General features: G+C 34.8%; 19 protein-coding genes and 1 pseudogene. 8 read left to right on the forward strand and 12 right to left on the reverse strand.

The window, feature by feature from the left end:
• Nucleotides 1-52 precede the first annotated feature (52 nt).
• The 4 genes from KMW28_RS14910 to KMW28_RS14925 all read left to right on the forward strand — a co-directional run bounded on the left by KMW28_RS14910 (nucleotide 53) and on the right by KMW28_RS14925 (nucleotide 4,829).
• On the forward strand, nucleotides 53-1,291 hold the full coding sequence (locus KMW28_RS14910) for an efflux RND transporter periplasmic adaptor subunit (RefSeq protein ID WP_169665249.1): 1,239 nt from the start codon (nucleotides 53-55) through the stop codon (nucleotides 1,289-1,291).
• Complete coding sequence (locus KMW28_RS14915; protein WP_169665250.1) at nucleotides 1,291-2,625, forward strand: ABC transporter permease; 1,335 nt, start codon at nucleotides 1,291-1,293, stop codon at nucleotides 2,623-2,625. The genes KMW28_RS14910 and KMW28_RS14915 overlap by 1 nt, the downstream gene beginning before the upstream one ends.
• 29 nt (nucleotides 2,626-2,654) lie before the next feature.
• Nucleotides 2,655-4,115 (forward strand): TolC family protein, encoded by a 1,461-nt coding sequence (locus KMW28_RS14920; RefSeq protein WP_169665251.1) that lies wholly within the window; start codon nucleotides 2,655-2,657, stop codon nucleotides 4,113-4,115.
• Between the two features lie 84 nt (nucleotides 4,116-4,199).
• Entirely contained in the window at nucleotides 4,200-4,829 is a 630-nt protein-coding gene (locus tag KMW28_RS14925) for a hypothetical protein (RefSeq protein WP_169665252.1), read from the forward strand.
• A gap of 153 nt (nucleotides 4,830-4,982) precedes the next feature.
• Here KMW28_RS14925 and KMW28_RS14930 read toward each other — a convergent pair whose 3' ends face one another.
• Nucleotides 4,983-6,185 carry an alkaline phosphatase family protein gene (locus tag KMW28_RS14930; RefSeq protein ID WP_169665253.1) on the reverse strand — a complete coding sequence of 401 codons (1,203 nt, stop codon included), beginning with the start codon at nucleotides 6,183-6,185 and terminating at the stop codon, nucleotides 4,983-4,985.
• A 173-nt stretch (nucleotides 6,186-6,358) separates the two neighbouring features.
• Between KMW28_RS14930 and KMW28_RS14935 the strand changes: the two genes are divergently transcribed.
• Complete coding sequence (locus KMW28_RS14935) at nucleotides 6,359-8,776, forward strand: TonB-dependent receptor (protein WP_169665254.1); 2,418 nt, start codon at nucleotides 6,359-6,361, stop codon at nucleotides 8,774-8,776.
• Between the two features lie 65 nt (nucleotides 8,777-8,841).
• Here KMW28_RS14935 and KMW28_RS14940 read toward each other — a convergent pair whose 3' ends face one another.
• The 9 genes from KMW28_RS14940 to KMW28_RS14980 all read right to left on the reverse strand — a co-directional run bounded on the left by KMW28_RS14940 (nucleotide 8,842) and on the right by KMW28_RS14980 (nucleotide 18,600).
• Entirely contained in the window at nucleotides 8,842-10,308 is a 1,467-nt protein-coding gene (locus tag KMW28_RS14940; RefSeq protein ID WP_169665255.1) for a M28 family metallopeptidase, read from the reverse strand.
• Between the two features lie 124 nt (nucleotides 10,309-10,432).
• Nucleotides 10,433-10,627 carry a TM2 domain-containing protein gene (locus tag KMW28_RS14945; RefSeq protein WP_066205239.1) on the reverse strand — a complete coding sequence of 65 codons (195 nt, stop codon included), beginning with the start codon at nucleotides 10,625-10,627 and terminating at the stop codon, nucleotides 10,433-10,435.
• An 88-nt stretch (nucleotides 10,628-10,715) separates the two neighbouring features.
• Entirely contained in the window at nucleotides 10,716-11,783 is a 1,068-nt protein-coding gene (locus tag KMW28_RS14950; protein ID WP_169665256.1) for a hypothetical protein, read from the reverse strand.
• 84 nt (nucleotides 11,784-11,867) lie between these two features.
• A complete protein-coding gene (locus KMW28_RS14955; RefSeq protein WP_169665257.1) occupies nucleotides 11,868-12,278 on the reverse strand; it encodes a hypothetical protein in 411 nt (136 codons plus the stop codon).
• A gap of 89 nt (nucleotides 12,279-12,367) precedes the next feature.
• The gene (locus tag KMW28_RS14960; RefSeq protein WP_066212934.1) at nucleotides 12,368-13,132 is read right to left on the reverse strand and encodes a succinate dehydrogenase/fumarate reductase iron-sulfur subunit; all 765 of its coding nucleotides are present in this window, start codon (nucleotides 13,130-13,132) and stop codon (nucleotides 12,368-12,370) included.
• 117 nt (nucleotides 13,133-13,249) lie between these two features.
• The gene (locus KMW28_RS14965; RefSeq protein ID WP_169665258.1) at nucleotides 13,250-15,178 is read right to left on the reverse strand and encodes a fumarate reductase/succinate dehydrogenase flavoprotein subunit; all 1,929 of its coding nucleotides are present in this window, start codon (nucleotides 15,176-15,178) and stop codon (nucleotides 13,250-13,252) included.
• A gap of 45 nt (nucleotides 15,179-15,223) precedes the next feature.
• Nucleotides 15,224-15,901, reverse strand: a complete 678-nt coding sequence (locus KMW28_RS14970; RefSeq protein ID WP_066205227.1) for a succinate dehydrogenase cytochrome b subunit — start codon at nucleotides 15,899-15,901, stop codon at nucleotides 15,224-15,226.
• 358 nt (nucleotides 15,902-16,259) lie between these two features.
• Nucleotides 16,260-17,066 carry a 4-(cytidine 5'-diphospho)-2-C-methyl-D-erythritol kinase gene (ispE, locus tag KMW28_RS14975; protein WP_169665259.1) on the reverse strand — a complete coding sequence of 269 codons (807 nt, stop codon included), beginning with the start codon at nucleotides 17,064-17,066 and terminating at the stop codon, nucleotides 16,260-16,262.
• A gap of 40 nt (nucleotides 17,067-17,106) precedes the next feature.
• Complete coding sequence (locus tag KMW28_RS14980; protein WP_169665260.1) at nucleotides 17,107-18,600, reverse strand: sodium-dependent transporter; 1,494 nt, start codon at nucleotides 18,598-18,600, stop codon at nucleotides 17,107-17,109.
• A 59-nt stretch (nucleotides 18,601-18,659) separates the two neighbouring features.
• Between KMW28_RS14980 and KMW28_RS14985 the strand changes: the two genes are divergently transcribed.
• Nucleotides 18,660-19,058, forward strand: coding sequence for a hypothetical protein (locus KMW28_RS14985; RefSeq protein WP_169665261.1), 399 nt, complete (start codon nucleotides 18,660-18,662; stop codon nucleotides 19,056-19,058).
• Here the strand turns inward: KMW28_RS14985 and KMW28_RS14990 are convergent.
• Nucleotides 19,055-19,825 carry a formylglycine-generating enzyme family protein gene (locus KMW28_RS14990; RefSeq protein ID WP_169665262.1) on the reverse strand — a complete coding sequence of 257 codons (771 nt, stop codon included), beginning with the start codon at nucleotides 19,823-19,825 and terminating at the stop codon, nucleotides 19,055-19,057. The two genes, KMW28_RS14985 and KMW28_RS14990, sit on opposite strands and share 4 nt — an antisense overlap.
• Nucleotides 19,826-19,928: 103 nt before the next feature.
• Nucleotides 19,929-20,903 carry an AAA family ATPase gene (locus KMW28_RS14995; protein WP_169665263.1) on the reverse strand — a complete coding sequence of 325 codons (975 nt, stop codon included), beginning with the start codon at nucleotides 20,901-20,903 and terminating at the stop codon, nucleotides 19,929-19,931.
• Between the two features lie 222 nt (nucleotides 20,904-21,125).
• On the opposite strand from KMW28_RS14995, the gene KMW28_RS15000 reads away from it, so the two are divergent.
• Both KMW28_RS15000 and KMW28_RS15005 read left to right on the forward strand, forming a co-directional pair.
• A complete protein-coding gene (locus KMW28_RS15000; protein WP_205958251.1) occupies nucleotides 21,126-21,521 on the forward strand; it encodes a transposase in 396 nt (131 codons plus the stop codon).
• A 41-nt stretch (nucleotides 21,522-21,562) separates the two neighbouring features.
• A pseudogene (locus tag KMW28_RS15005) lies at nucleotides 21,563-22,408 on the forward strand (IS3 family transposase); the annotation flags it as partial.
• Between the last annotated feature and the right edge of the window lie 120 nt (nucleotides 22,409-22,528).

The following is a 22,528-nucleotide window of genomic DNA, read 5'->3' on the forward strand; positions in this document are numbered from 1 at the left end:
TCAAATTATTAAATGACTAATCTATTCAATTTTTCAAATAGCAAACCAACTAATGAGTAAAAAAATAATTATAGGTAGCTCGGTCTTTCTTGTTTTAATTATTTCTATCTTCTTTTTCTCTGGAAACAATTCTGAACAAGTATTACTTACAAAAGCTAGAATTGATAATTTAAATATCAATGTAAGTACTACAGGTGAACTTGAAGCTAAAAACTTTGTAGAAATTCAAGGTCCGTTAGGCATGCGACAAGCACAAATTTGGGAAACTAAAATCAACAGCTTAGTACCTGAAGGTACAGTGGTTGAAAAAGGACAACAAGTAGCTCGTCTGGATGCTTCTTCTTTGGGAGACAAACTAGAACAAAAAGGCACCGATTTAACAAAGGCTGAATCTCAATGGGAACAAACTCAGTTAGACACTGCACTTCAACTAAGTTTAGAGCGTGATAAAATCATCAACTTAGAATTTACTGTTCAAGAAAAGAAATTAGCCCTTGAGCAATCTGCTTTTGAACCTCCTGCAACTATTAAACAAGCAGAAATTGAGGTAATTAAAGCAGAGCGAGATCTTAGACAAACCAAACAGAATTATCTTGTAAAACAAAAACAACTAAGTGCCAAAATGCGTGAGGTGAATGCCAATCTTAGTCAGGCTAAAAGTAAAGTGAAGTTTTTAGAAGATTTATTCCAGGAGTTTACCATTGTTGCTCCGGAATCTGGAATGGTGATTTATGCCAAAGATTGGGATGGCAAGAAGAAAAAAGAAGGATCAAATATTCGAGCTTGGGACCCTGTTGTGGCCACCCTACCCGATTTATCTGTGATGATCTCGAAAACTTATGTAAACGAAGTAGATATCCGTAAAATAAAAAAAGGACAAACTGTGAGTATTGGCCTCGATGCATTCCCTGATAAAAACCTTACAGGTGAGGTCACAAAAGTAGCCAATGTAGGTGAACAAAAACCGAATTCAGATGCTAAAGTATTCGAAGTAGTTATCCTTGTGAATCAATCAGATAGTACTTTACGACCTTCGATGACAACTTCCAACATCATTCAAACAGGAAGTAAAGAGAATGTTTTATTAATACCTATTGAAGCACTTCATACAGAAGGCGATTCCATCAACTTTGTATACAAGAAAACAGTAGGAGGTTTCGAAAAACAAGAAGTAAAAACGGGCTTGATGAATGATCAAGATATTGAGATCCTAACAGGTCTTTCTGAAGGAGAAGAAATCTCTTTGACGACACCTGAATCATCATCTTCCAACATAGCCTCAGTAGAATAATGCTAGACAGAATATTAATAAACCTGTCCATCGCATTAGAAGCAATTTTAGCCAACACATTACGATCTTTCTTAACTGCCCTAGGAATTATCTTTGGTGTTGGGGCTGTAATTGCCATGTTAGCTGTTGGACAAGGAGCTCAAAAAGAGATCTTGGATCAGATGAAATTGGTGGGAGTGAATAATATTGTGATTACTCCAATTAAAGAACAGAGTGAGGAAAAATTAGATGATGACAATGGAGGTGAAGATAAAAAGAAATTCTCGCCTGGTCTAAGTGTCCTTGATATTGAAAACATCGCTCACACTCTACCGAACATTCAGAAAATTAGTCCTGAAATTGAATTAGACACCTATATTATTAAGAATGGGATAAGAAGATCGACCAAGTTAATTGGAATAGAGAACACCTATTTTGAAATATATAATCATGAATTAAGCGAAGGTGCTTTATTTTCTAATACGCATTTCAAATTCGGTAAACCTGTTTGTGTGATTGGTCGTGGTTTACAAACTCGTTTCTTTAGCAAGGAAAATCCTATTGGGAAACAGATAAAATGTGGTGGACAATGGTTGACTGTTGTTGGTGTATTGAAGGAACGAATGGTTTCATCAAAAAATCTGGAAAAACTAGGAATTCGAAACGCGAATATGGATGTGTATATTCCTTTAAATACCATGCTTATTCGATATAAAGACCGAGCGAAAGTCACTAAATCAGATATTCAAAAAGCTTCTGCAGATGCTGCACAAGGAAAAGAACAAGAGAACAAAAACGTCAATTATCATCAACTGGATAAAGTGGTGATTCAGATGGCTGAATCTCAACATCTTTCTTTGGCCGCTGAGGTATTGCAAAAAATGTTGACTAGAAGACATTACGATAAAGTCGATTTTGAAATTAGTATTCCTGAGATGCTACTTAAACAACAACAGCGAACAAAAGACATCTTTAATATTGTCTTGGGTGCAATTGCATCAATTTCTTTAATTGTTGGTGGTATTGGTATTATGAATATTATGCTGGCTTCTGTCCTAGAACGTATTAAAGAAATCGGTCTTCGTATTTCTTTGGGTGCTAAAAAGCAAGATATCATTCTTCAGTTTTTATTAGAGGCTGTTTTAATCAGTTTATCTGGGGGAACAATAGGTGTTATTCTTGGATTTATAATGGCTACCGCTATTGCGAGTGTAGCCGATATCCCAACGATTGTTTCCTTTACTTCAGTATTAATTTCATTCGGAGTAGCTACCTCTATCGGGATCATTTTTGGAATTTCTCCTGCTAGAAAGGCGGCCAATCAAGATCCTATTGAATCGTTACGATACGAATAAAAAACTATTACTTACATCGACTTCAAATCATGAAAAATATATTCACTATTGTGTTTGTTTTGATGGTATCCTATCAATTACAAGCTCAAGAAATACAGTTGTATTCACTAGATCAGGTAATTAATATAGCCAAAGAACAATCACTTTCGGCCCAACAAGCTGAGAATAGAAAAGAGAATAATTATTGGCTATATAAACAGTTTAAATCGGTTTACCTACCTCAATTGGTGTTAAATGGTAATCTTCCCAACTTTAATCGTTCCATTACTCCGGTTACTCAGCCTGATGGTTCAACAGAATTTAGAGCGGTAAGTGTGGCGAACTCAGATGTTAATCTATCGCTACAACAAAATGTAGGATTAACGGGTGGTTCGGTTTATTTTGGATCGACATTACAAAGGATTGATAACTTTGAAGGTATTAATCAAGGAACAAGTTACGCCGGTCAACCTTTGGTAGTCGGGTTTAACCAACCTCTTTTTACTTATAATCCTTTTAAGTGGAATAAGAAAATTGAGCCTTTAAAATATGAGGAATCCCAAAAGAAGTTTGTAGAAGAAATGGAAAAGGTAGCTTACGATGCTACACAATATTTCTTTGATATGTTATTGGCTCAAATCAATCATCAAGTAGCCTCTACAAACTTGGCAAATAACGATACGATCTTTAAGATTGGTAAGGGACGTTATAATTTAGGTAAAATTGCGGAGAACGAATTACTTCAATTAGAATTGAACGTGATCACTGCAGAAAGAAACCTTCAATCGGCCAATTTGGATGTTGAACGTACTTCATTAAACTTAAAAACATTCTTAGGTTTGCCTCCTACAGTTGATAATACCACTTTATCCCTTCCAAAAGAATTGCCCGACCTTACAATTAGTACAGATATCGCAATACAGGAAGCACAGATCAATAGGCAGCAATATATTAGTTTTCAGAGAAGGCGATTGGAGGCGGAAAGAGATGTTGCCAAAGCAAAAGGAGATGCTGGTTTACAAATTAATTTAAGTGGTCAGTTTGGTTTAACTCAACAAGCCATGGATCCAAGTGGTGTTTATCAAGATCCAAACGACCAACAACAGTTTCGATTAGGATTTAATATTCCTTTGGTCGATTGGGGACGTCGTAAGTCGGCTGTAGAAACTGCGGTTTCTAATCAAAGACTTGTTGAGAGTACAGTACAGCAAGAGGAACAGCTATTTACTCAGAACATTTATATGTTGGCTCGTCAGATCCCGATCATTAGAAATAAAGCTTTATCAACAGAAAGAGCAAAAGTGATTGCCGAGAAGAGTTATGAAATCGCCCGTCAGAGATATTTGGTAGGAAAGATTAGTGTTACTGACTTGAACATCACTTTGAGAGATAAAGATGCGGCAACTAGAGAATATTTAGCTGCTTTAAAGGAATTCTGGTTAGCCTTTTATCAATTAAGAATGTTTACGCTTTATGATTTTATTAAAAACGAAAAGATCATGATGTATTAGAATTGGTCTTTATTTTGATATATAGTTAATCAGCTAAGCGTTTTTTCTCTTAGCTGATTAACCATCAAATTTCCGATATCCGTCATGAACAAAAAGCACTTAATATTATTATCCTTCATTTTTTTGATATTCAGTTGTGAGCAAAAAACCACCCAGAAAGAAGAGACTGAAACTACTGAATACGAAGAGTACAGTTTAGAAAAAGATGTAGATATAAACACATTAAATTCTAATGATTTACATTCGGAGTTAGATTCTTTACTAAATGAAGCGATGGCTTCTGAGAATTTAAAAATCAATTTTTCTAAGCAAATCATGGATGACTTGGTCCTTTCTGGAGTAACGATTAAACCAAAAATTAGAAAAGACCTAGAAAAAGCAATCGTTGAAGTGGAGAACCTTAAATACAACGAAATTTCTTTGGGTGATAATGATAAAATGATGGCTTATGATAAAGCTGTACAAAATTTATTAGATGCTTTAAAAAGCTTAGAAGAATCGGTAGGTGGTTTTGAAAAATATCCTCGACCAGCCATGTTGGTAGAAAGCATTGATAATTCTAGTACTAGGGATATTTTTACTAGAGGTTACTACAACGGTGCTGCTCAACAATGGAACTACTTGATAAAAGATTATGCTGATAAAGTAAAAAAAGAAATGCCTGAAGCTTCTCTACAACCCGTTCCATATTTTTATGGAGAAGAGCCTATTTAGAAAATCTCGAAAAAATATTTATTACACTAAAGTATAATTACATATTACTAAATATGTATAGAATCCCGTAATCGTAGACTTTAATAATAGGAATTAAACTACTATTTAAGTCTACGATTACGGGATTCGATACATAAAAGAGAATATCACTTATTATTCTTTCATAGCTTCCTTCAAAACTTCCAACTTTCCATCAATCTGATGATGAATCTCTAAATCTAGAAGATCAGCTATAAGTGGATATATGTGTACATTTTCGAAAGAAGGAATCACTTTATTTTTTTGAAAATGAGATCCGACACCATAAAATACAGCATGCATTTCTTTATTGGTATAAGGATCAAAACCATGCATTCCCTTACTCACTGTTTTTCCTTTGTAGGCAAAGGCTTTAGGAGGAATTCCTTCACATATCACATCAGGAATGCGACTCCCTTCAGAATAATGTAATTTTTGAGGCATTTCATTTTTTAGATACACCTTAAAATCATTTTTATATTTCCCTAAAGATTTTTTTAGCTGCTCGTCATCACCATTTCCTTTGTTGTAGAAAAATAATTGTGAACCGCCTGCATTTACTACTTCATACTCCTCAAATGTTCCTAAGTCATCGATTACAATTGGGTTCTTTTTATCTACCTCTATCATTCCATGATCGGATACTACAATTAAATCTACAGGAACATCTGCTTTATTAATCACTCCCATTAGTTTTCCAAGAATAGTATCTACCTCTTCTACGGCCTGTTTTGTTTCCTCACTCTCTGGCCCATAATGATGCCCTTGAGTATCTACCAATGAAAAGTATAAAGATATGAATCGAGGCCTCACATCTTCCTTATAACTTAACCAATTTTCTATTTGTTGCACTCGCTCTATATAAGGAGTTGACTTATTGTATTTATAAAAATAACTTCCTTGCATCCCTCCTATTCTTGCATCAGACGTTGGCCAATAATAAGAGGCAGACTTTATACCTTGTTGTTCAGCTAAATTCCACAAAGGCACTCCTTTACACCAAGTTGCATCTTTCTTCTCTAATCCTATATGATATTTTTGATCTCTATCAGGATCGTAAAAAACGTTATGCACTAAACCATGATTTTGAGGGTACATCCCCGTTACCAAGCTATAATGATTCGGGAAAGTTTTTGATGGATATGCAGGAATCATGGATACTGATTTTACTCCATTTTTGGCTATCTCATCTAGATTAGGTGTATCGTAAATTTCTGGATAATCATATCTAAATCCATCCAATGATACGAGAATAACAGTATTGTTTTTCTGATTTGATTTATGGGTTTGACAAGACATCAAAAATGTGATGGTTGCCAGAATAATTAGATTTTTCATTTAATGGTATTTTGGTCATTCGAAGATAATTGATTTTGATTAATCTTTAGATGTGTTTAAATGTTTATTATCATATATTCTTATTTATCTTAAAATATTTTTAGGCTTGTCTAAAAATTATTTTTACATTTGTATCACCAATAGTTTATAACTACTTAAATTTATAATAAATCATGAAAGTTAATATCACTTTCTTATTTGTGTTAATCACCTCATTAGTGATGGGGGCAGCGAAAGTAAATATTCGAGGACATATTACTAACAACAAAGAAAATATTCCATTTGCCACTATCTCTGTAGATGATGGGAAATTCGGTACATCAACTGATGAATCAGGACACTTCTCTCTCGCACTTGAAAAAGGGAAACAATATACTATTACCATTTCTGCAGTTGGATATAAAACTATAGAATTAAAGTATACTGCTAAAAACAATGCGGATGAGTTGCATATCAACTTAGATAAAGATTTACTTCAATTAAATGAAGTTGTCGTTTCTAGTAATCGTAGAGAGCAATCTAGAAAAGAAACCGCTGCAGTAGTCAATGTAGTCAACAAAGAAATATTTGAGATTTCAAGTTCAAAAGTAGTTGCAGATGGTTTAAACTTTGTCTCAGGTGTAAGAGTAGAAAACAATTGTGGTAACTGTGGTACAACAGCTTTAAGGTTAAATGGTCTTGAGGGTCCATACACACAAATTTTAATGGATAGCCGTCCACTATTTAATGGTTTGGTCAGCGTATATGGTTTGGAACAAATTCCAGTATCTATGGTCGATCAGATTGAAGTAGTTCGTGGAGGTGGTTCCGTTCTATTCGGTGCAAATGCCATTGGTGGTACTGTAAACATTATCACAAAAGCACCTCAATTTAATTCTTATGAAGTAGGAACCAACTTTGGTACTATTGATGGTAAATCAAATGATTACAACCTATACTTTAATACTTCAATAGTATCTAAAAACGATAAAACCGGAGCATATGTATATGGTTCATATAGAAATAGAGATGCTTGGAATGCAAACCCTAATGACGTTTGGTATCACTTAGATGACAACGAACAACCTACAGGTGATGCAATGAAAGATGATTTTTCTGAACTTCCTCAATTGAAAACTGCTTCAGTAGGAACAAAAGTGTATCATTCATTCGATGATCAAAATAAATTAACTGCCGATTTCAGGTTTATTCATGAAGACCGTCGTGGAGGTAATAAATTTGATAAAGAACCTCATGAAACGGACATCACAGAGTGGGTAAACATGAATATTGTAAGTGGTGGCTTAAATTATGATTGGTACAGTACAGATAAAAAGAAGCATTTGAATGCTTACTCTAACCTACAATATGTAAATAGAGACAGTTATTATGGTGCAGATCAAGCGTTAGATGGATACGGCTTAACAACAGGTTTAACTTATATTGGAGGTGCTCAAATGAACTTCAATTTGGGTAAAATGTTAAATGCCGATTCTTATTTAGTTGTTGGCACTGAATATATCTATGATAATATCCATGATAAGAAGTTAGGTTATTATGATCAGGATGCTGGAGAAAAAACTAACGATATTCCAATTTCTAATCAAGAATCTCAAACTATGGCACTTTTTGCTCAAAACGAATGGAAAGGCAATAAACTTTCTGTCCTTTTAGGAGCAAGAATGGATTATGTAATGATTCAAGATTTTGAAAATACAGACAATAATAAAAACGTTTCAGCTTTCAATCCTCGATTAAACCTTAAGTATAATCTTACAAAAGAGATGCAAATTAGAGGTGGTATTGCTACAGGTTTTAGAGCTCCACAAATGTTCTCAGAAGATTTACACGTTGAAGTTGCAGGTGGACAAGCAGTTCGAACAGTACTTGATCCTAACCTTAAAGCAGAAAGATCTCTGTCATACAACTTTGCGTGGGATATGGAACATAGCTTTGGTAACACACAAGCTTATTTCTTAGTAGAAGGTTTTCATACAAGAATTTATGATCGCTTCGACAATCAGTTTACTGTAGATGTAGATGAAGATGGAAACGAAATCTTTTATAACTTCAAAAGAAATTCCACTTCAGATGCTATTGTTCAAGGTGTAAATATCGAAGCTAAGATTGCTCCTTCTGAAAAATTCAATATTCAAGGTGCTTATACCTTCCAATCGTCTAGATATGAAGAAGACAATCAATGGGGCGATGAGGAAACAAGTGTTTCTAAAGAAATTCTAAGAACTCCTAACCAATATGGTTCTTTGACATTGAACTTCCAACCTGCACAAAAATGGACAACATCATTGACCGGAGTTTATACTGGTAGCATGTATGTTCCATTACTTCCTGGTGGTTTCATGAATGGACAACCTGTAGAAAATGAGACTTTAATTAAAAGTGAATCATTCTTCGATATGGGTGCTAAAGTATCTTACAGAACTAAGTTAGGTAAGAATGCAAACATTCAGATTGGTACAGGTGTTAAAAACATCTTTAACCAAATGCAAAGTCAATTTGTAAGTGGTTCTGAAAAGGATGCAGCATTTGTGTATGGTCCAATTACTCCAAGAATGTATTTTATCGAAATTAAAATTGGTAATCTTCTGTAAGAAGATAATTGAATAGATTAGTAAGTGTAAAGGTGATAGAGTTGCTGACTTTATCACCTTTCTTATTAATTAAGTATCTGATTTCTATTGGCTATTTCCCAAATCATCATCATTCCTAACTTGGTTCTTTGATATAAAACCTCATAATTTATTTTATCTGAATCATCAGAAGGTAAATGATAATCTTTCATGCAGTGATCCGTAAAAAATGCAATTGGAATTTTATTTATTAAAAAATGATATTGATCGGAACGTTTATATAAATTCTCAGGATCTTTTAGATCGACAGTAAACTCCGGCATATACCTTTGATGTACCTCATTATTGACCTTATAAAATTGTTTCGACTGTTCACCCGTTCCTAAAAGATAGGTATAATTTGGATGATCATCGTATTTTTTGTTGATTCTACCGACCATATCAAAATTATAATTTGCTACAATTTTCTCCATGGGTACTAATGGATTTTGGCAGAAAAATTCAGAACCCAAAAGACCTACTTCTTCAGCTGCAAAAGCAATAAAAAGTATCGACCTCCTTGGGCCTATTCCATTTTCCTTTGCTTTTTTAAAGGCTTCGGCCATTTCCATGATTGCAGATGTGCCAGATGCATTATCATTAGCTCCATTAAATACCACTCCCTCTTTTGTCCCTAAATGATCATAATGTGCAGTAACGACTATAAATTCATCCTTTAAATCAGTTCCCTCAATATAACCTAGTACATTTTCATTATTATACTCAAGATTTTCATACTCTAATTCAATGGTTACTGAAGTACTCAACTGCTTTCTTTCTTTTTTTGATAAATTGTCGTACTTCTCAATTAGTGCTTGTTTTTCTTTTCCTAATAAAGAAAATATATCTTCTTGTTTTAAAGCAAGGCTATTTAAATCATTAAAACGTTCTTGAGGTGAAAGGTACATTCTATTGCCCATCATCGAACTAAATCGAATACGATGGACTAATAAATCTTTTTGATCTTTCGCAATAAAAATAACAAATTTAGCATGGGTATCCGGCACTTGTATTTGTTGATCCATAGGATTGTACTCTTTGAGTGCTAATGCTTGATTTTTCAATTTCCTTCCTGCAATATCTTTTAAGGTTAATTGATTCAAATAATGTAATTCAACCTCTGAAGTAGATGTCTCCTGCCCGAACATCATCAAAATATTCTCTTTCGTAATAGTATCATTTTCGTTAAATATATTCATTTTAGAATATCCCGGCTGATATACATTAAAAATTTGTGTCCAAGAATTATTTAGTTGTTTTAAACCTATCTTATGAAAATGATTTTGGATATATGATGATGCTTTAGAGTTCCCCAAATTCAGCATTCCTCTCCCTCCCAAATCATCGGATGCCAAATACCTTAAATGAGATTCAATATTGTCTTTTGATAAATAGCTGATTAACTCTTGTGTTTTTACAGAGTCTGCCTCTAGATTTGCTTTTTGTGAAAATACCTCAGATGATAATAATAATAGTGCAATAAAATTGAATTGAATAATTTGTAATACTCTCATAAGAAATAGAAGTTTATTTTAGTTTTCCCTCGAATGTAATACAATTTTCACCAACCTACAAAACACAAAAAAGTGATACAGTTTTCACTGCACCACTTAATTCATTAAAATTTATGTTTAACGATTAAAATCGCATTTTTCCGTTTTCAGCTTCTACCATGGTAGGAATAAAGAAAAGATCTACTATCCAACCGATACCAAAGATACCTCCTGTAAACAAGTAAAGTAATCCAGATAAAGGCCTACCTAAATAAAAACGATGGATGCCTAAGACACCGAAAAATATACATAAAATGTACGATACTGCTGTTGATTTCATGGTTTAGTATTTTAATTTGACACTTATACAATTATACGTAAATCAATTGTAAACAGTTGCTAATTTTACACTATTAAACCATCAAAATTTAATAGAATTTTATTTGGCATCCGAACATTGGAGAATAGGTCGAAAATGGCTGAATATTTAGTGACATTACTAATATATCTGTTTGAATTTCTCCAAATAAAGAAAACCTCTTCGTTACATTCACATTCAATCCTGCTCCACCTGAAAATGCTAAATCATTTTTACGAGTACTCGGAACATGATAATAGTTAAAGCCTAAATTTAATCTAGGATTAATCACCCCTTTACCAAATCTATATTCAAATTGAATTGGAATAATAGCTAAATCCCCATACTCTGTTGTTGCCTCATCTTTTTCTACCTCATAGCCATAAATAAATCCTGTTCTCACATAAAGATGCTCGCTTGAATTTGGTAACCATAGATAAAGTAATGCTCCCACATTATTATATTGAGTTTTGATTGTTGGATATACCATATAACCCATTGTGGGAGCAATAGAAACATTCAGTTTCCCTTTATCTTTTCTATAAACAACACAAGAATTTTCACCACAACTCTCGTTATGATATTGCTCTGTGATATTTGTTAAACTTGATGTTGATGGATTTTCTAAATACTCTATTTTCTTTTTAACATTATCTGAAGCATCCTCAAAATACATCAAAAGAGCAGTGTTCATTCTCCTATCTTTTTGAAAATACTTTACATCTTCTATTTTAACTTCTTTCTTTCCATAATGAAGCTGCAACAATTTATTTTCATCGTAATCAATGTAATACTTAAAGGCTCCTTTATGTCGAATTACATATAGATTTTTGACTCCTTCAACAAGGTATTCTACAAACCTTTGTTCATACTCATCATCGTTTACAGGAATTGATTTAGAGATATAATGTGCTCCATCGTTGAATAGATAACCTTTTATTTCAGAAGGTGAATAGTTTAATGTTTGTCCATCTTGCTCGTAAGTACATTTCTTATAATTCAGAATGTCTTTATGGTAAATCATGGCATCAATAGTGTCATTTGATAAGGTAACTAGTTTTCCTTTTCTTAATGACTTATCTTGCCCAAAAGAAAAGAAGACAAGTAACGAAAGAGAGATCGTAATAATTAGTTTCATTTTAAAAAAATAGTTTGCTTGTAAAATTAAATCGATCAAATATATAAAAAATCGATTTAATAAAAAACACTCATTATTAATAACTTAATCAATTCTTTTTTTATAAAACTGAAGATTAGTAAACGACTTTTCTTCAGATAAAATCATGCGTCGTGTTACCTTCATTATACCATTATCAGCAATTATTCTTTTTGCCTCTACAATTAACTCTCCTCCCTTATAAGTATAAGAATTCAATTGATTATAAGATATAAACTCAGACATCACTTCATTCGCTTGGGCTTTGTTTTCATGATCGTAACGTTTGCCATCAGGGGTGATAGTATAATCAATAGTAAATGATTGATCTTCTGCATCAATCCATTGAATGCTGACATCTAATTTCCCTTCTTTTCCTTCCTTAAATGTATAACTCGCTGATTTTGGCGGTATGCCGTTTTCGTAAATAGATAGCTCAGGTATCAATTCCCAAGTATGTAGAAATAGGTTTTTCATAGTTTTTGTTTGATGATACTTAAAAGTAAACACAAAAAAGGGCTAAGCAAAAAATGCTTAACCCTTCAATATATAACTAAAACGTTAAATTAGTTCGTATAGTCTGTTTCAGATCCTGAGAATGCTGCACGAGTGAATTCTCTGTTCAATCTTGCGATATGAGTGATAGAGATTTCTTTCGGACAAACAGCCTCACATGCACCTGTGTTAGTACAAGCACCGAATCCTTCAGCATCGTGTTGCTCCAACATTGCTAAAGCACGACGCTTACGCTCTGCTTTACCTTGTGGTAACACTGCCAATTGAGATACTTTAGCAGCTGTAAATAACATCGCTGATGCGTTTTTACAAGCGGCAACACAAGCACCACAACCAATACACTGAGCAGCATCCATTGCTTCGTCAGCTACAGTTTTAGGAATTGGAATCTCGTTAGCGTCAGGTACACCACCAGTAGAAACGGTAACGTAACCACCTGCTTGTTGGATTCTTTCGAATGCAGTACGATCCACCATAAGGTCTTTCAATACTGGGAACGCAGATGCTCTCCATGGCTCAACAACGATAGTTTCACCATCTTTGAAAGTACGCATGTGCAACTGACAAGTTGTGATACCATGCTTAGGTCCGTGAGGTTTACCGTTGATGTAAAGAGAACACATACCACAGATACCTTCACGACAATCGTGGTCGAAGTGTACTGGGTCGTTACCTTTCTTTAATTCGTTCTCGTTAAGAACGTCTAACATTTCAAGGAAAGACATATCTACTGATACATCATTTACTTCATATGACTCAAACTTGCCAGGTTTATCTTGACCTGCTTGACGCCAAATTTTAAGCTTAATATTTATTGTTTTTCCTGCCATGATCTTCAATTGTATTAGGTTGTTTTTTGTCAACAACCTGTTTGTTGAATTGTTTCAGACAGGCTGATGATCAAGTAATTAACCACCAACCTGATGATTAGATTACTTGTAAGAACGTTGAGTTAATTTCACGTTTTCGAACTCAAGTGTCTCCTTAGTTAACTCAGGATCTTTACCTTCTCCTGCGTAACCCCAAGCAGCTACATAAGCAAACTCGTCGTCTTTACGAAGTGCTTCACCTTCTTCAGTTTGTGATTCTTCACGGAAGTGACCACCACAAGACTCAGAACGGTTGTGTGCGTCGATAACCATCAACTCACCCAATTCTAAGAAGTCCTCTAAACGTAACGCTTTTTCTAACGTCATGTTTAACTCTTCATTTACACCGATCAATTTCAAATCACGGTTGAATTCAGCACGCAATTCTTGAATCATACCACGAGCTTTTTCTAAGCCCTCTTTGTTACGTGACATACCACAGTATTCCCACATAATATGACCCAATTTCTTATGAAGATCATCAGGAGTTTGGTTACCCTTGATGCTTAGAAGTTTGTCGATACGACCTTGTGCCGCTTTCTCAGCTTCAGCAAATGCTGGATGAGATTTATCAACTGCAACTCCTAGAGGTAGTGTAGCAATGTAATCACCGATTGTGTAAGGAATTACGAAGTAACCATCTGCTAGACCTTGCATTAATGCAGATGCACCTAAACGGTTAGCACCGTGGTCAGAGAAGTTCGCTTCACCTAAAGCGTAAAGACCCGGTACGTTAGTAGATAAGTTGTAATCTACCCAAAGACCACCCATTGTATAGTGAACAGCAGGGTAAATCATCATTGGTACTTCGTATGGATCATCGTCAGTAATTTGCTTGTACATATCAAACAAGTTACCGTATTTCGCTGCAATCGTAGCTTTACCATCACGCTTGATAGCATCAGCGAAGTCTAGGAATACTGCAAGACCAGTAACACCTACACCTCTTCCTTCGTCACATACCATCTTCGCGTTACGAGATGCTACGTCACGAGGTACTAAGTTACCAAATGATGGATATCTTCTTTCCAAATAGTAATCTCTTTCTTCCTCAGGAAGTTTAACAGCGTTAGCTGCAGTGATCTTTTGGTTTTTCTTGTCTTTTGGAACCCAAACACGTCCGTCGTTACGTAATGACTCTGACATCAAAGTTAACTTCGATTGGTAGTCACCATGTACTGGAATACAAGTTGGGTGAATTTGTGTGAAACAAGGGTTAGCGAATTTCGCTCCTTTCTTGTATGCTCTCCAAGCTGCAGAACCGTTAGATGCCATAGCGTTTGTAGAAAGGAAGAATACGTTACCGTAACCACCTGTACAAAGCAATGTAGCGTGACCTGCATGAGATTCGATTTTACCCGTAACCAAATCACGAGTTACGATACCTTTAGCAGCGCCATCAATAGTAACAACATCAAGCATTTCTTTACGCAAGTGCATTTTTACTTTACCAGTGTTGATCATTTTTGATAACGCTGAGTAAGCACCTAATAGAAGTTGTTGTCCCGTTTGACCACGAGCATAGAACGTACGGGATACTTGAGCACCACCGAATGAACGGTTGTCCAATAACCCACCGTAATCACGAGCGAAAGGAACACCTTGAGCTACACATTGGTCAATAATTTCAGTAGAAACTTCAGCTAAACGGTGAACGTTAGCTTCACGCGATCTGTAGTCACCACCTTTAATTGTATCGTAGAATAAACGGAAAACTGAGTCACCGTCATTTTGGTAGTTCTTTGCTGCGTTAATACCACCTTGTGCTGCAATTGAGTGTGCACGACGAGGTGAATCTTGGAAACAGAAAGCTTCTACGTTATAACCAAGTTCTGCTAAAGTTGCAGCTGCAGAAGCACCTGCTAAACCTGTACCCACAACAATGATAGTAAACTTTCTTTTGTTTGCTGGGTTAACAAGCTTTACGTTGAATTTATGTTTTTCCCACTTCTCGGCCAATGGACCTGCAGGGATTTTTGATTCTAATGACATTCTATTCTAATTTAAATGTGTTAAGTAAATAACTAATTGTCCCGATTATCCTCTGATAAACATTGCTACTGGAATTGCAGCAAACAATAAAGGAACAATAATAGAATATGCTTTACCTACAAAAGAGATGATTGGAGTGTATCTCTTATTGTTGATACCTAACGTTTGGAAAGCACTAGCGAAACCGTGCCATAAGTGATAAGCTAGGATGATCATTGAGATCACATAACCTGCTACAATCACTGGGTTTTGGTAAGATGTGTTTACTACTGCATACAAGTCTTTCATTTGTACTCCATCAACTGATGTCATACCGATAGTACCTGCGTACTCGTGCATTACTGCCCAGTATTGGCTTAAGTGAATCACTAAGAATACTGCGATTACAGAACCTAATACACCCATGTATTTAGATACCGATGAACCATCTTTGTTTGTCACTTTGTAAGCTTCACCACCTCTCGCTTTCTTGTTTTGAAGCGTAAGTACTGCTGCGTAAAAAATGTGACCTACGAAGAATAGTTTAAAAACATTTGCGATAACTTGAACTGCTGGATTCGTAGACATAAAGTGCGCGTATGCGTTAAATGCGTCTGCTTTTCCTAATAATAAAGTCATGTTACCTGACACGTGACCTGCTAAAAACAGGATGAGTAAGATACCTGAGAGAGACATCATAATTTTTCTCCCGATTGTACTACTCAACGATTTCTGCCAACTCATAAAAATTTAACGTTTAGATAAAATATTTGTTTGAGATAGTTCTCTGATTAATTCGATTGCAAAATTATACCTCAATCGTATCTGATACAATAATCCTTATCATAAGAGGGTTATTTTGAATGAATCTAAACAAGGTCGTCTCATTGACTTTCATTAAGATGTATCTATATATTTATTCATTGAATTTCAGACTTTTAAGACGTGTTATTTATACATTATTAATCATACTAAAAGTCTGTTCAAGGTAAATGTTTCCAAAAAAAGAAAACAAAAGTCATCTTTTCTAAAAGGGTAAATTCAATAAAAAACGCTACCAAAAATGAATTCTTGGTAGCGTTATCGTTGTAATGATTTTTTATTAGTCCAACTTTCCGGACCAAACCATATACTCAGTATAATTACTTAGATCTATTTCATCATCAAAAATGCCAAAAACGGTCGACCCTGAACCCGTCATGGAAGCATAAATTGCTCCTTTCTGATATAAGGATTTTTTGATGTTATCAATCACAGGATAATTCTTCAATAAACTATGTTCAAAATCGTTGACTACATTTCCTTTCCATTCATTAATTGATGATGTCAACAATTGCTTGAGATCGACTGATAATGGAGTTGGAGTAACACCACTGTAGGCTTCCTTGGTTGAAATATGAATATTCGGATTGACTAATACGATGTACTTCCCTTCAAGACTTAAATCTAAAGTATCAAATACTTCTCCTCTTCCGGTAACATACACGGGTTTGTTTTCGATAAAGAAAGGGCAATCGCTTCCTAATTCTGTCGCAAACCCTTCCATTTCTTCTATGCTCAACCCCAACTGATTCATATCATTTAGCATTTTGATAGCAAAAGCACCATCTGCAGAACCACCACCTAAACCTGCTCCAATAGGAATAATCTTATGAAGATGCATCTGTACAGGTGGGATATCGTACTTCTCATTTAATAAATGATATGCTTTTAGGCATAAATTTCCATCGGGGTTACCAGGGATTTCTATTCCAGTACTTTGAAATGACAATGTTTTTGCCGGAATCATTTCCAACATGTCACACCAATTCACTGGGTAAAAACATGACGCGATGTTGTGAAAGCCATCTGATCTTTTTTCTGTGATACCTAAGCCGATATTGATCTTAGCATTAGGGAAGGTAATCATGGTTGTATAGTTTAAATAGTATAGTGCAATATTAAGAGGATTAATTGGCTTCAACAAACTTCTTATACAACCACTTGTTAAAAAGTACTCCTAATAGTAAAACTATACTCCATTGAGTTACAATAGTTGCATTCGAATACACATCTATCATATTCCATTGTCCTTCTTCCGTAAACCAAGGATTGTTAGAATATCCTTGAGACATCCACCACCAAATTAAAAACAACCCAATCGGAATATTCACGATCATAGCTGTTTTATACATCCAATTCGGCAATATCACCGAGGAGTCCTTATCTATAAAGTTTTTCTTAAATGATGATATTCCATTTTTATGAACTGCGAAAACGATAAATATTCCTGATATCAATAAACCTAGCCCCCATACCCAATCTTGGTTAGAAAAGAAGTCCAAAGAATAAGCTGATGGAAACCCGAAAATCATACAAAGTAAGGCGGTGATGATACTTGCTTTGGTTCGATCAAATTTAAGATCAGTAAACGTACGAATACACAGTTCTGTCATACTTATCAAACTACTAAAAGCAGCCATGGCAAAAGCGACAAAAAACACCATCCCTAAGAATTCACCATAAGGAATCTTAGCAAAAAGTAATGGGATGATTGTAAAAGTCAATGCTGTATTACCCGATTGTAAAAATGTGATGGCTTGCTCATCCGAAGCAGCAATAGCAAAAACGGAAGGAAGAATAGCTATTCCTGCTATCAATGAAGCAATATTATTCCCTATTCCACTTACTAATATATTAAAGGTAACATCTTCCTTTTCTCTAGAATAGGAGGCAATGGTTAACATTAAGCCCCAACCTGCACCTGTACTCCAAGCCGATTGTGTAACAGCTTCTATCCAAACCCTTGAATTAAAGAATAAATCAGGATCTATGGAGAACATATACACTAACCCTTTTGGTCCATTTTCAGTAGACAAGGCCACAGCTGAAACCAATAGAATTAATATCAACAAAGTAGGAATTAAAATTTTATTTACTCTTTCAAGACCTTGTTGGACGCCTTTATATAACATCACAACAGCTAAAACCACACAAAATAAATGCAGACCTACGGTGGTGAAATTACCAGTAGAAATATTTGCCCAATAGTCTTCTAAAAACGATTGGGATAATCCTTCTAACATTTGAGGCGATTTGACTAAATCAAAAGTAAGTCCAACATAAGAAAGTCCCCAAGCCGTAACTACAGAGTAATAAAAGGTGATTCCTAAAGTACATAAGGTGATAAAAAAGCCCATCCAGGTGTATTTCTTCCCTGCCGCTTGAGCGAAGGCTGAAATTACTCCTCGTTTATATTTTTTACCAATCGAAAATTCTGATAATAGAATGGGAATAGACCAAACAAAAAGAAATAAAAACCAAAGAATAATAAAAGTTCCTCCATACTGACCGGCTAATCTAGGAAATCGCCAAAGGTTTCCTGCACCAATAGCCATGCCCAATGAAGCCAAAATCACTCCCCATCTGCTACTAAATTGTTGTTTATTTTCTTGTTTAGTCATAAAGTACTTTCTTTGCTCATCGATAAAAAATCGATAGTGTTTAAATATTTGAAGTTGGTATGTGGAACAAAGTTAAAGATTATCTGAAAAAATACGTGAGTATTCGCTATGGTTTGGCTGGAGCATTATTTTTGGGAGTAATGGTTTTTTCAATCAATTACTACAAAAGCGATCATTTGATGCTTTCCCTTACTGCTGCATTAAAACAAGCTGCATATACATTTCTGTTTGGTGGATATGTCTCTGCCTTATGCGAAAGATATACCGAAAAAAAGAAATATATTTTGGCAGTACTTCTGCCATCTTGCATTGCTATTGGAGCCACTTTCTTAGTGCATTCATTAAAGGGAACTCCAAACCCGGTACTTTCTACCATTCCAACAATGGTCTTTGCTCCTCTAGGCTTTTACTTTATTGGTTTTCGTAAAAGAAAAGAGTTACAAAAAGAGATCACTTAAAGTGATCTCGCTAATCTTAAACCAATAAAGCTTTGCTTTATCTGAGGTTCATCATAATTTCTGTAAGCAGGTCGACAAAATTCTTCCTCACTCATATAAGATCCACCTCTGTATACTTTCTCTTTACCATTCTGTACTCCTTGAGGATCATCAGACATTGATTTCTTGTATGAATCTACAGCGTACCAATCGTTTACCCATTCCCAAACATTACCTTGTAGATCATAAATTCCTAATTCATTTGGTTGTTTACTACCTACGGCGTTCAATTTTCCTTCTGAGTTATCTAAAATCCATGCCCTATCTGTGATATTGACATTACCTGTCTCTTCATCACTATGTTTTTTACCTCCGCGAGCCACATATTCCCATTCTGCTTCAGTAAGCAAACGGTAATCTTTACCCGTCAATGTATTTAGCTTTTTGATAAAATCTTGACAATCGTTCCAAGAAACCGTTTCCACTGGAAGATTACCCATTTTAGTTTCACTTGGATTTTTTCCCATCACCGTTTCCCAAAGATTTTGAGTCACTTCAAACTTACCCACAAAAAATCCACTAATCTTTACATTATGAAGCGGTAAAGAAGGATTCTCTCCAGTGTCTAAAACTAGATCTCCTTTTCTATCACCCATTTGAAATTCTCCACCCTTAACGTAAATCATATCAAAAGTGACTTCATCCACTTTTTCAGAATAATTCTTTTTCTTTTGAGCGTAGGTGTGTAGTGATACTAAAGAAAAAAGTAGAATAATAAATTTGTTCATAGTGTTCATCAGTTTATAAAAACATTGCAAAACCATTTCACTTGTAAGTCCTTACTTCAGCGATCTAGTTTTGCAATAGTTTCTTACTTAAATATTAATAAGTTTATAATAATTTCTTTATGATATCTACAATAGAAATACCCTCCGCTTCTGCTTTAAAGTTTCTCACTACTCTGTGTCTTAATACAGAAACAGCTACTGCTTGAATATCTTCGATATCCGGAGAATACTTACCAGAAAGGATAGCATGACATTTTGCTGCTATCACTAAATACTGAGAGGCTCTTGGACCTGCTCCCCAATCGATATATTTATTGGTTAACTCCTCCGCATATTCAGTATTCGGACGAGTTTTATGCACCAACTTCACTGCATATTCTACCACATTATCAGCAATAGGCACTCGACGAATAAGATGTTGGAAGTATAGAATCTCTTCTGCACCCATCACTTTACTTACTGTTTGCTTCTCATCATTGGTTGTTGTTTTCACCACATTTACCTCATCCAAATACGAAGGGTAATCCAAGATGATATTAAACATAAAACGGTCTAGCTGTGCTTCAGGAAGTGGATAAGTACCTTCTTGCTCAATAGGGTTTTGTGTTGCCAGAACAAAGAAGGGTTTTTCTAACAGAAACTCTTGATTAGCAATTGTTACTTTATATTCTTGCATCGCTTCCAATAAAGCCGACTGCGTTTTTGGAGGAGTACGGTTAATCTCATCAGCCAAAATGATGTTGGCAAAGATAGGTCCCTTGACAAATTTAAACTTACGGTCTTGATCCATCGTTTCAGCACCCAAAATGTCAGATGGCATTAAATCGGGAGTAAACTGAATTCTACTAAAGTCTAAATCTAAAGCTTGGGCAACAGTATTAATCAATAATGTTTTTGCTAGTCCAGGTACACCTTGTAACAAGGCATGTCCTTGACTAAAAATAGCAGTCAACACAAAATGAACGGTATCTTCCTGACCGATCACCACTTTTCCAATTTCGTCTTTGAGCTGTAAATATTTCTGATGTAAAGCGTCTGCCGCGTCTTTGTCTGAAGCAAAAGTTACTTTTGATGTCATGTCTTAATTGTTATTTCAGTTTTCGCCCAAATAAATTGATTTGCTTAGAGCACATTAGTTTTTTTAACCTATGACCTAATTGAAAGGGGGCGATCACAATCTTTATTGAAATTAAGGTATTTTCTTAAATAAAAAAAGGGCTTTCTGAGGTAATCAGTAAGCCCTTTAAAAATAATGCGTTGTACAGTCCTAAAATAACGATACACTAAAACAATCGTTATCATGGAAGAAAATAAAAATCAGTTCATTAAACGTACCCAAAAGGATTATCCAATGTCCTTAAAGCTTCAAATTGTCTCGGAAGTTGAAAACGGTCAACTAGGTCTTAAAGCAGCTCAACGTAAATATGGTATTCAAGGGAATCAAACTGTAAAGATTTGGTTACAAAAATATGGTAACTTTGACTGGAACCATAAAGTAAGTGCCATGAAGAAAAAAACACCTGAACAAGAGTTATTAGAGCTTAAACTTGAGTTGGAAACAGCAAAAAAGAAAATCAAACGATTAGAGGCTGAAGCAGAAAAAGCTGACCATAAATCAATTATTTTCGATATGATGATTGATTTGGCTGAAAAGGAATATAAAATTGATATAAGAAAAAACTCTTCACCCAAGTAGTAGACCATTTCAGAGGTGAGTATTCTAAAGGTGTAGAATATTCAAGTCAATTACTTGGGAAAGACCGTCAAGTGTATTACCGCTCTATTAAGCGAAAAGAAAAAGATCTGAAAATTTCTGAGCAAGTAGTATCACTCGTAGAAAACGTTAGAATAAAGTTACCCAACAGTGGTCATAGAATGTTGTACACTCTACTGTACTCTGATTTGAAATCTCTGGGTGTAGGACGAGATAAATTGCTGCAGATTTTGAAAGCCAATCACTTAGATATAAAACCTAAGAGAGCATATCATGTAACAACAGACTCAGATCATAGATTCAAAACTTATCCAGATTTGGTTGATGGCTTAGAAATTACTAGGCCTGAACAAGTCATGGTAGCTGATATTACATATGTTGGCACAAGAGATAACCCTTGGTATTTAGCTTTAATTACGGATGCTTATTCTAAAAAAATTATGGGATATGACTTATCTAGGTCGTTAGATAAGCAAGGTGCAATTAGGGCATTAAAAATGGCAATAAAACAACGTGAGTATAAGGGGGAAAAGTTAATTCATCACTCAGATAGAGGTGTACAGTATTGCAGCAAAGCTTATCAGAAATTGCTTAGAAAAGCAAAAATTATAACGAGTATGACTGAGACTTATGATCCATATAAAAATGCTATTGCAGAACGCATCAACAGAACCATAAAGCATGATTTTAATCTGAGTAAATATGTTAATTATGAAATAGTCTTTGAAGCATACTTAAAAGAATGTATAAAAACTTATAACTTAGTGCGACCTCATATGTCATGCTATATGAAAACACCAATTCAAATGCATAAAACAAGAGGAAAAAGAAGAAGAACTTACCAAAAGGTAAAGGTAAAAGCAACATAACAAATTTTAGAAACCTTTAATGGTGGAAATATGTTAGGCGAAAAAAAGACCCAATAACTTTTAAATTATTGAGTCTTATATTTAAAATAAATTTAGTAAAAACCTGTATCGTTATTTCAG

This window comes from Flammeovirga yaeyamensis (assembly GCF_018736045.1).
In the GTDB taxonomy this organism is placed as follows: Bacteria; Bacteroidota; Bacteroidia; order Cytophagales; family Flammeovirgaceae; genus Flammeovirga; species Flammeovirga yaeyamensis.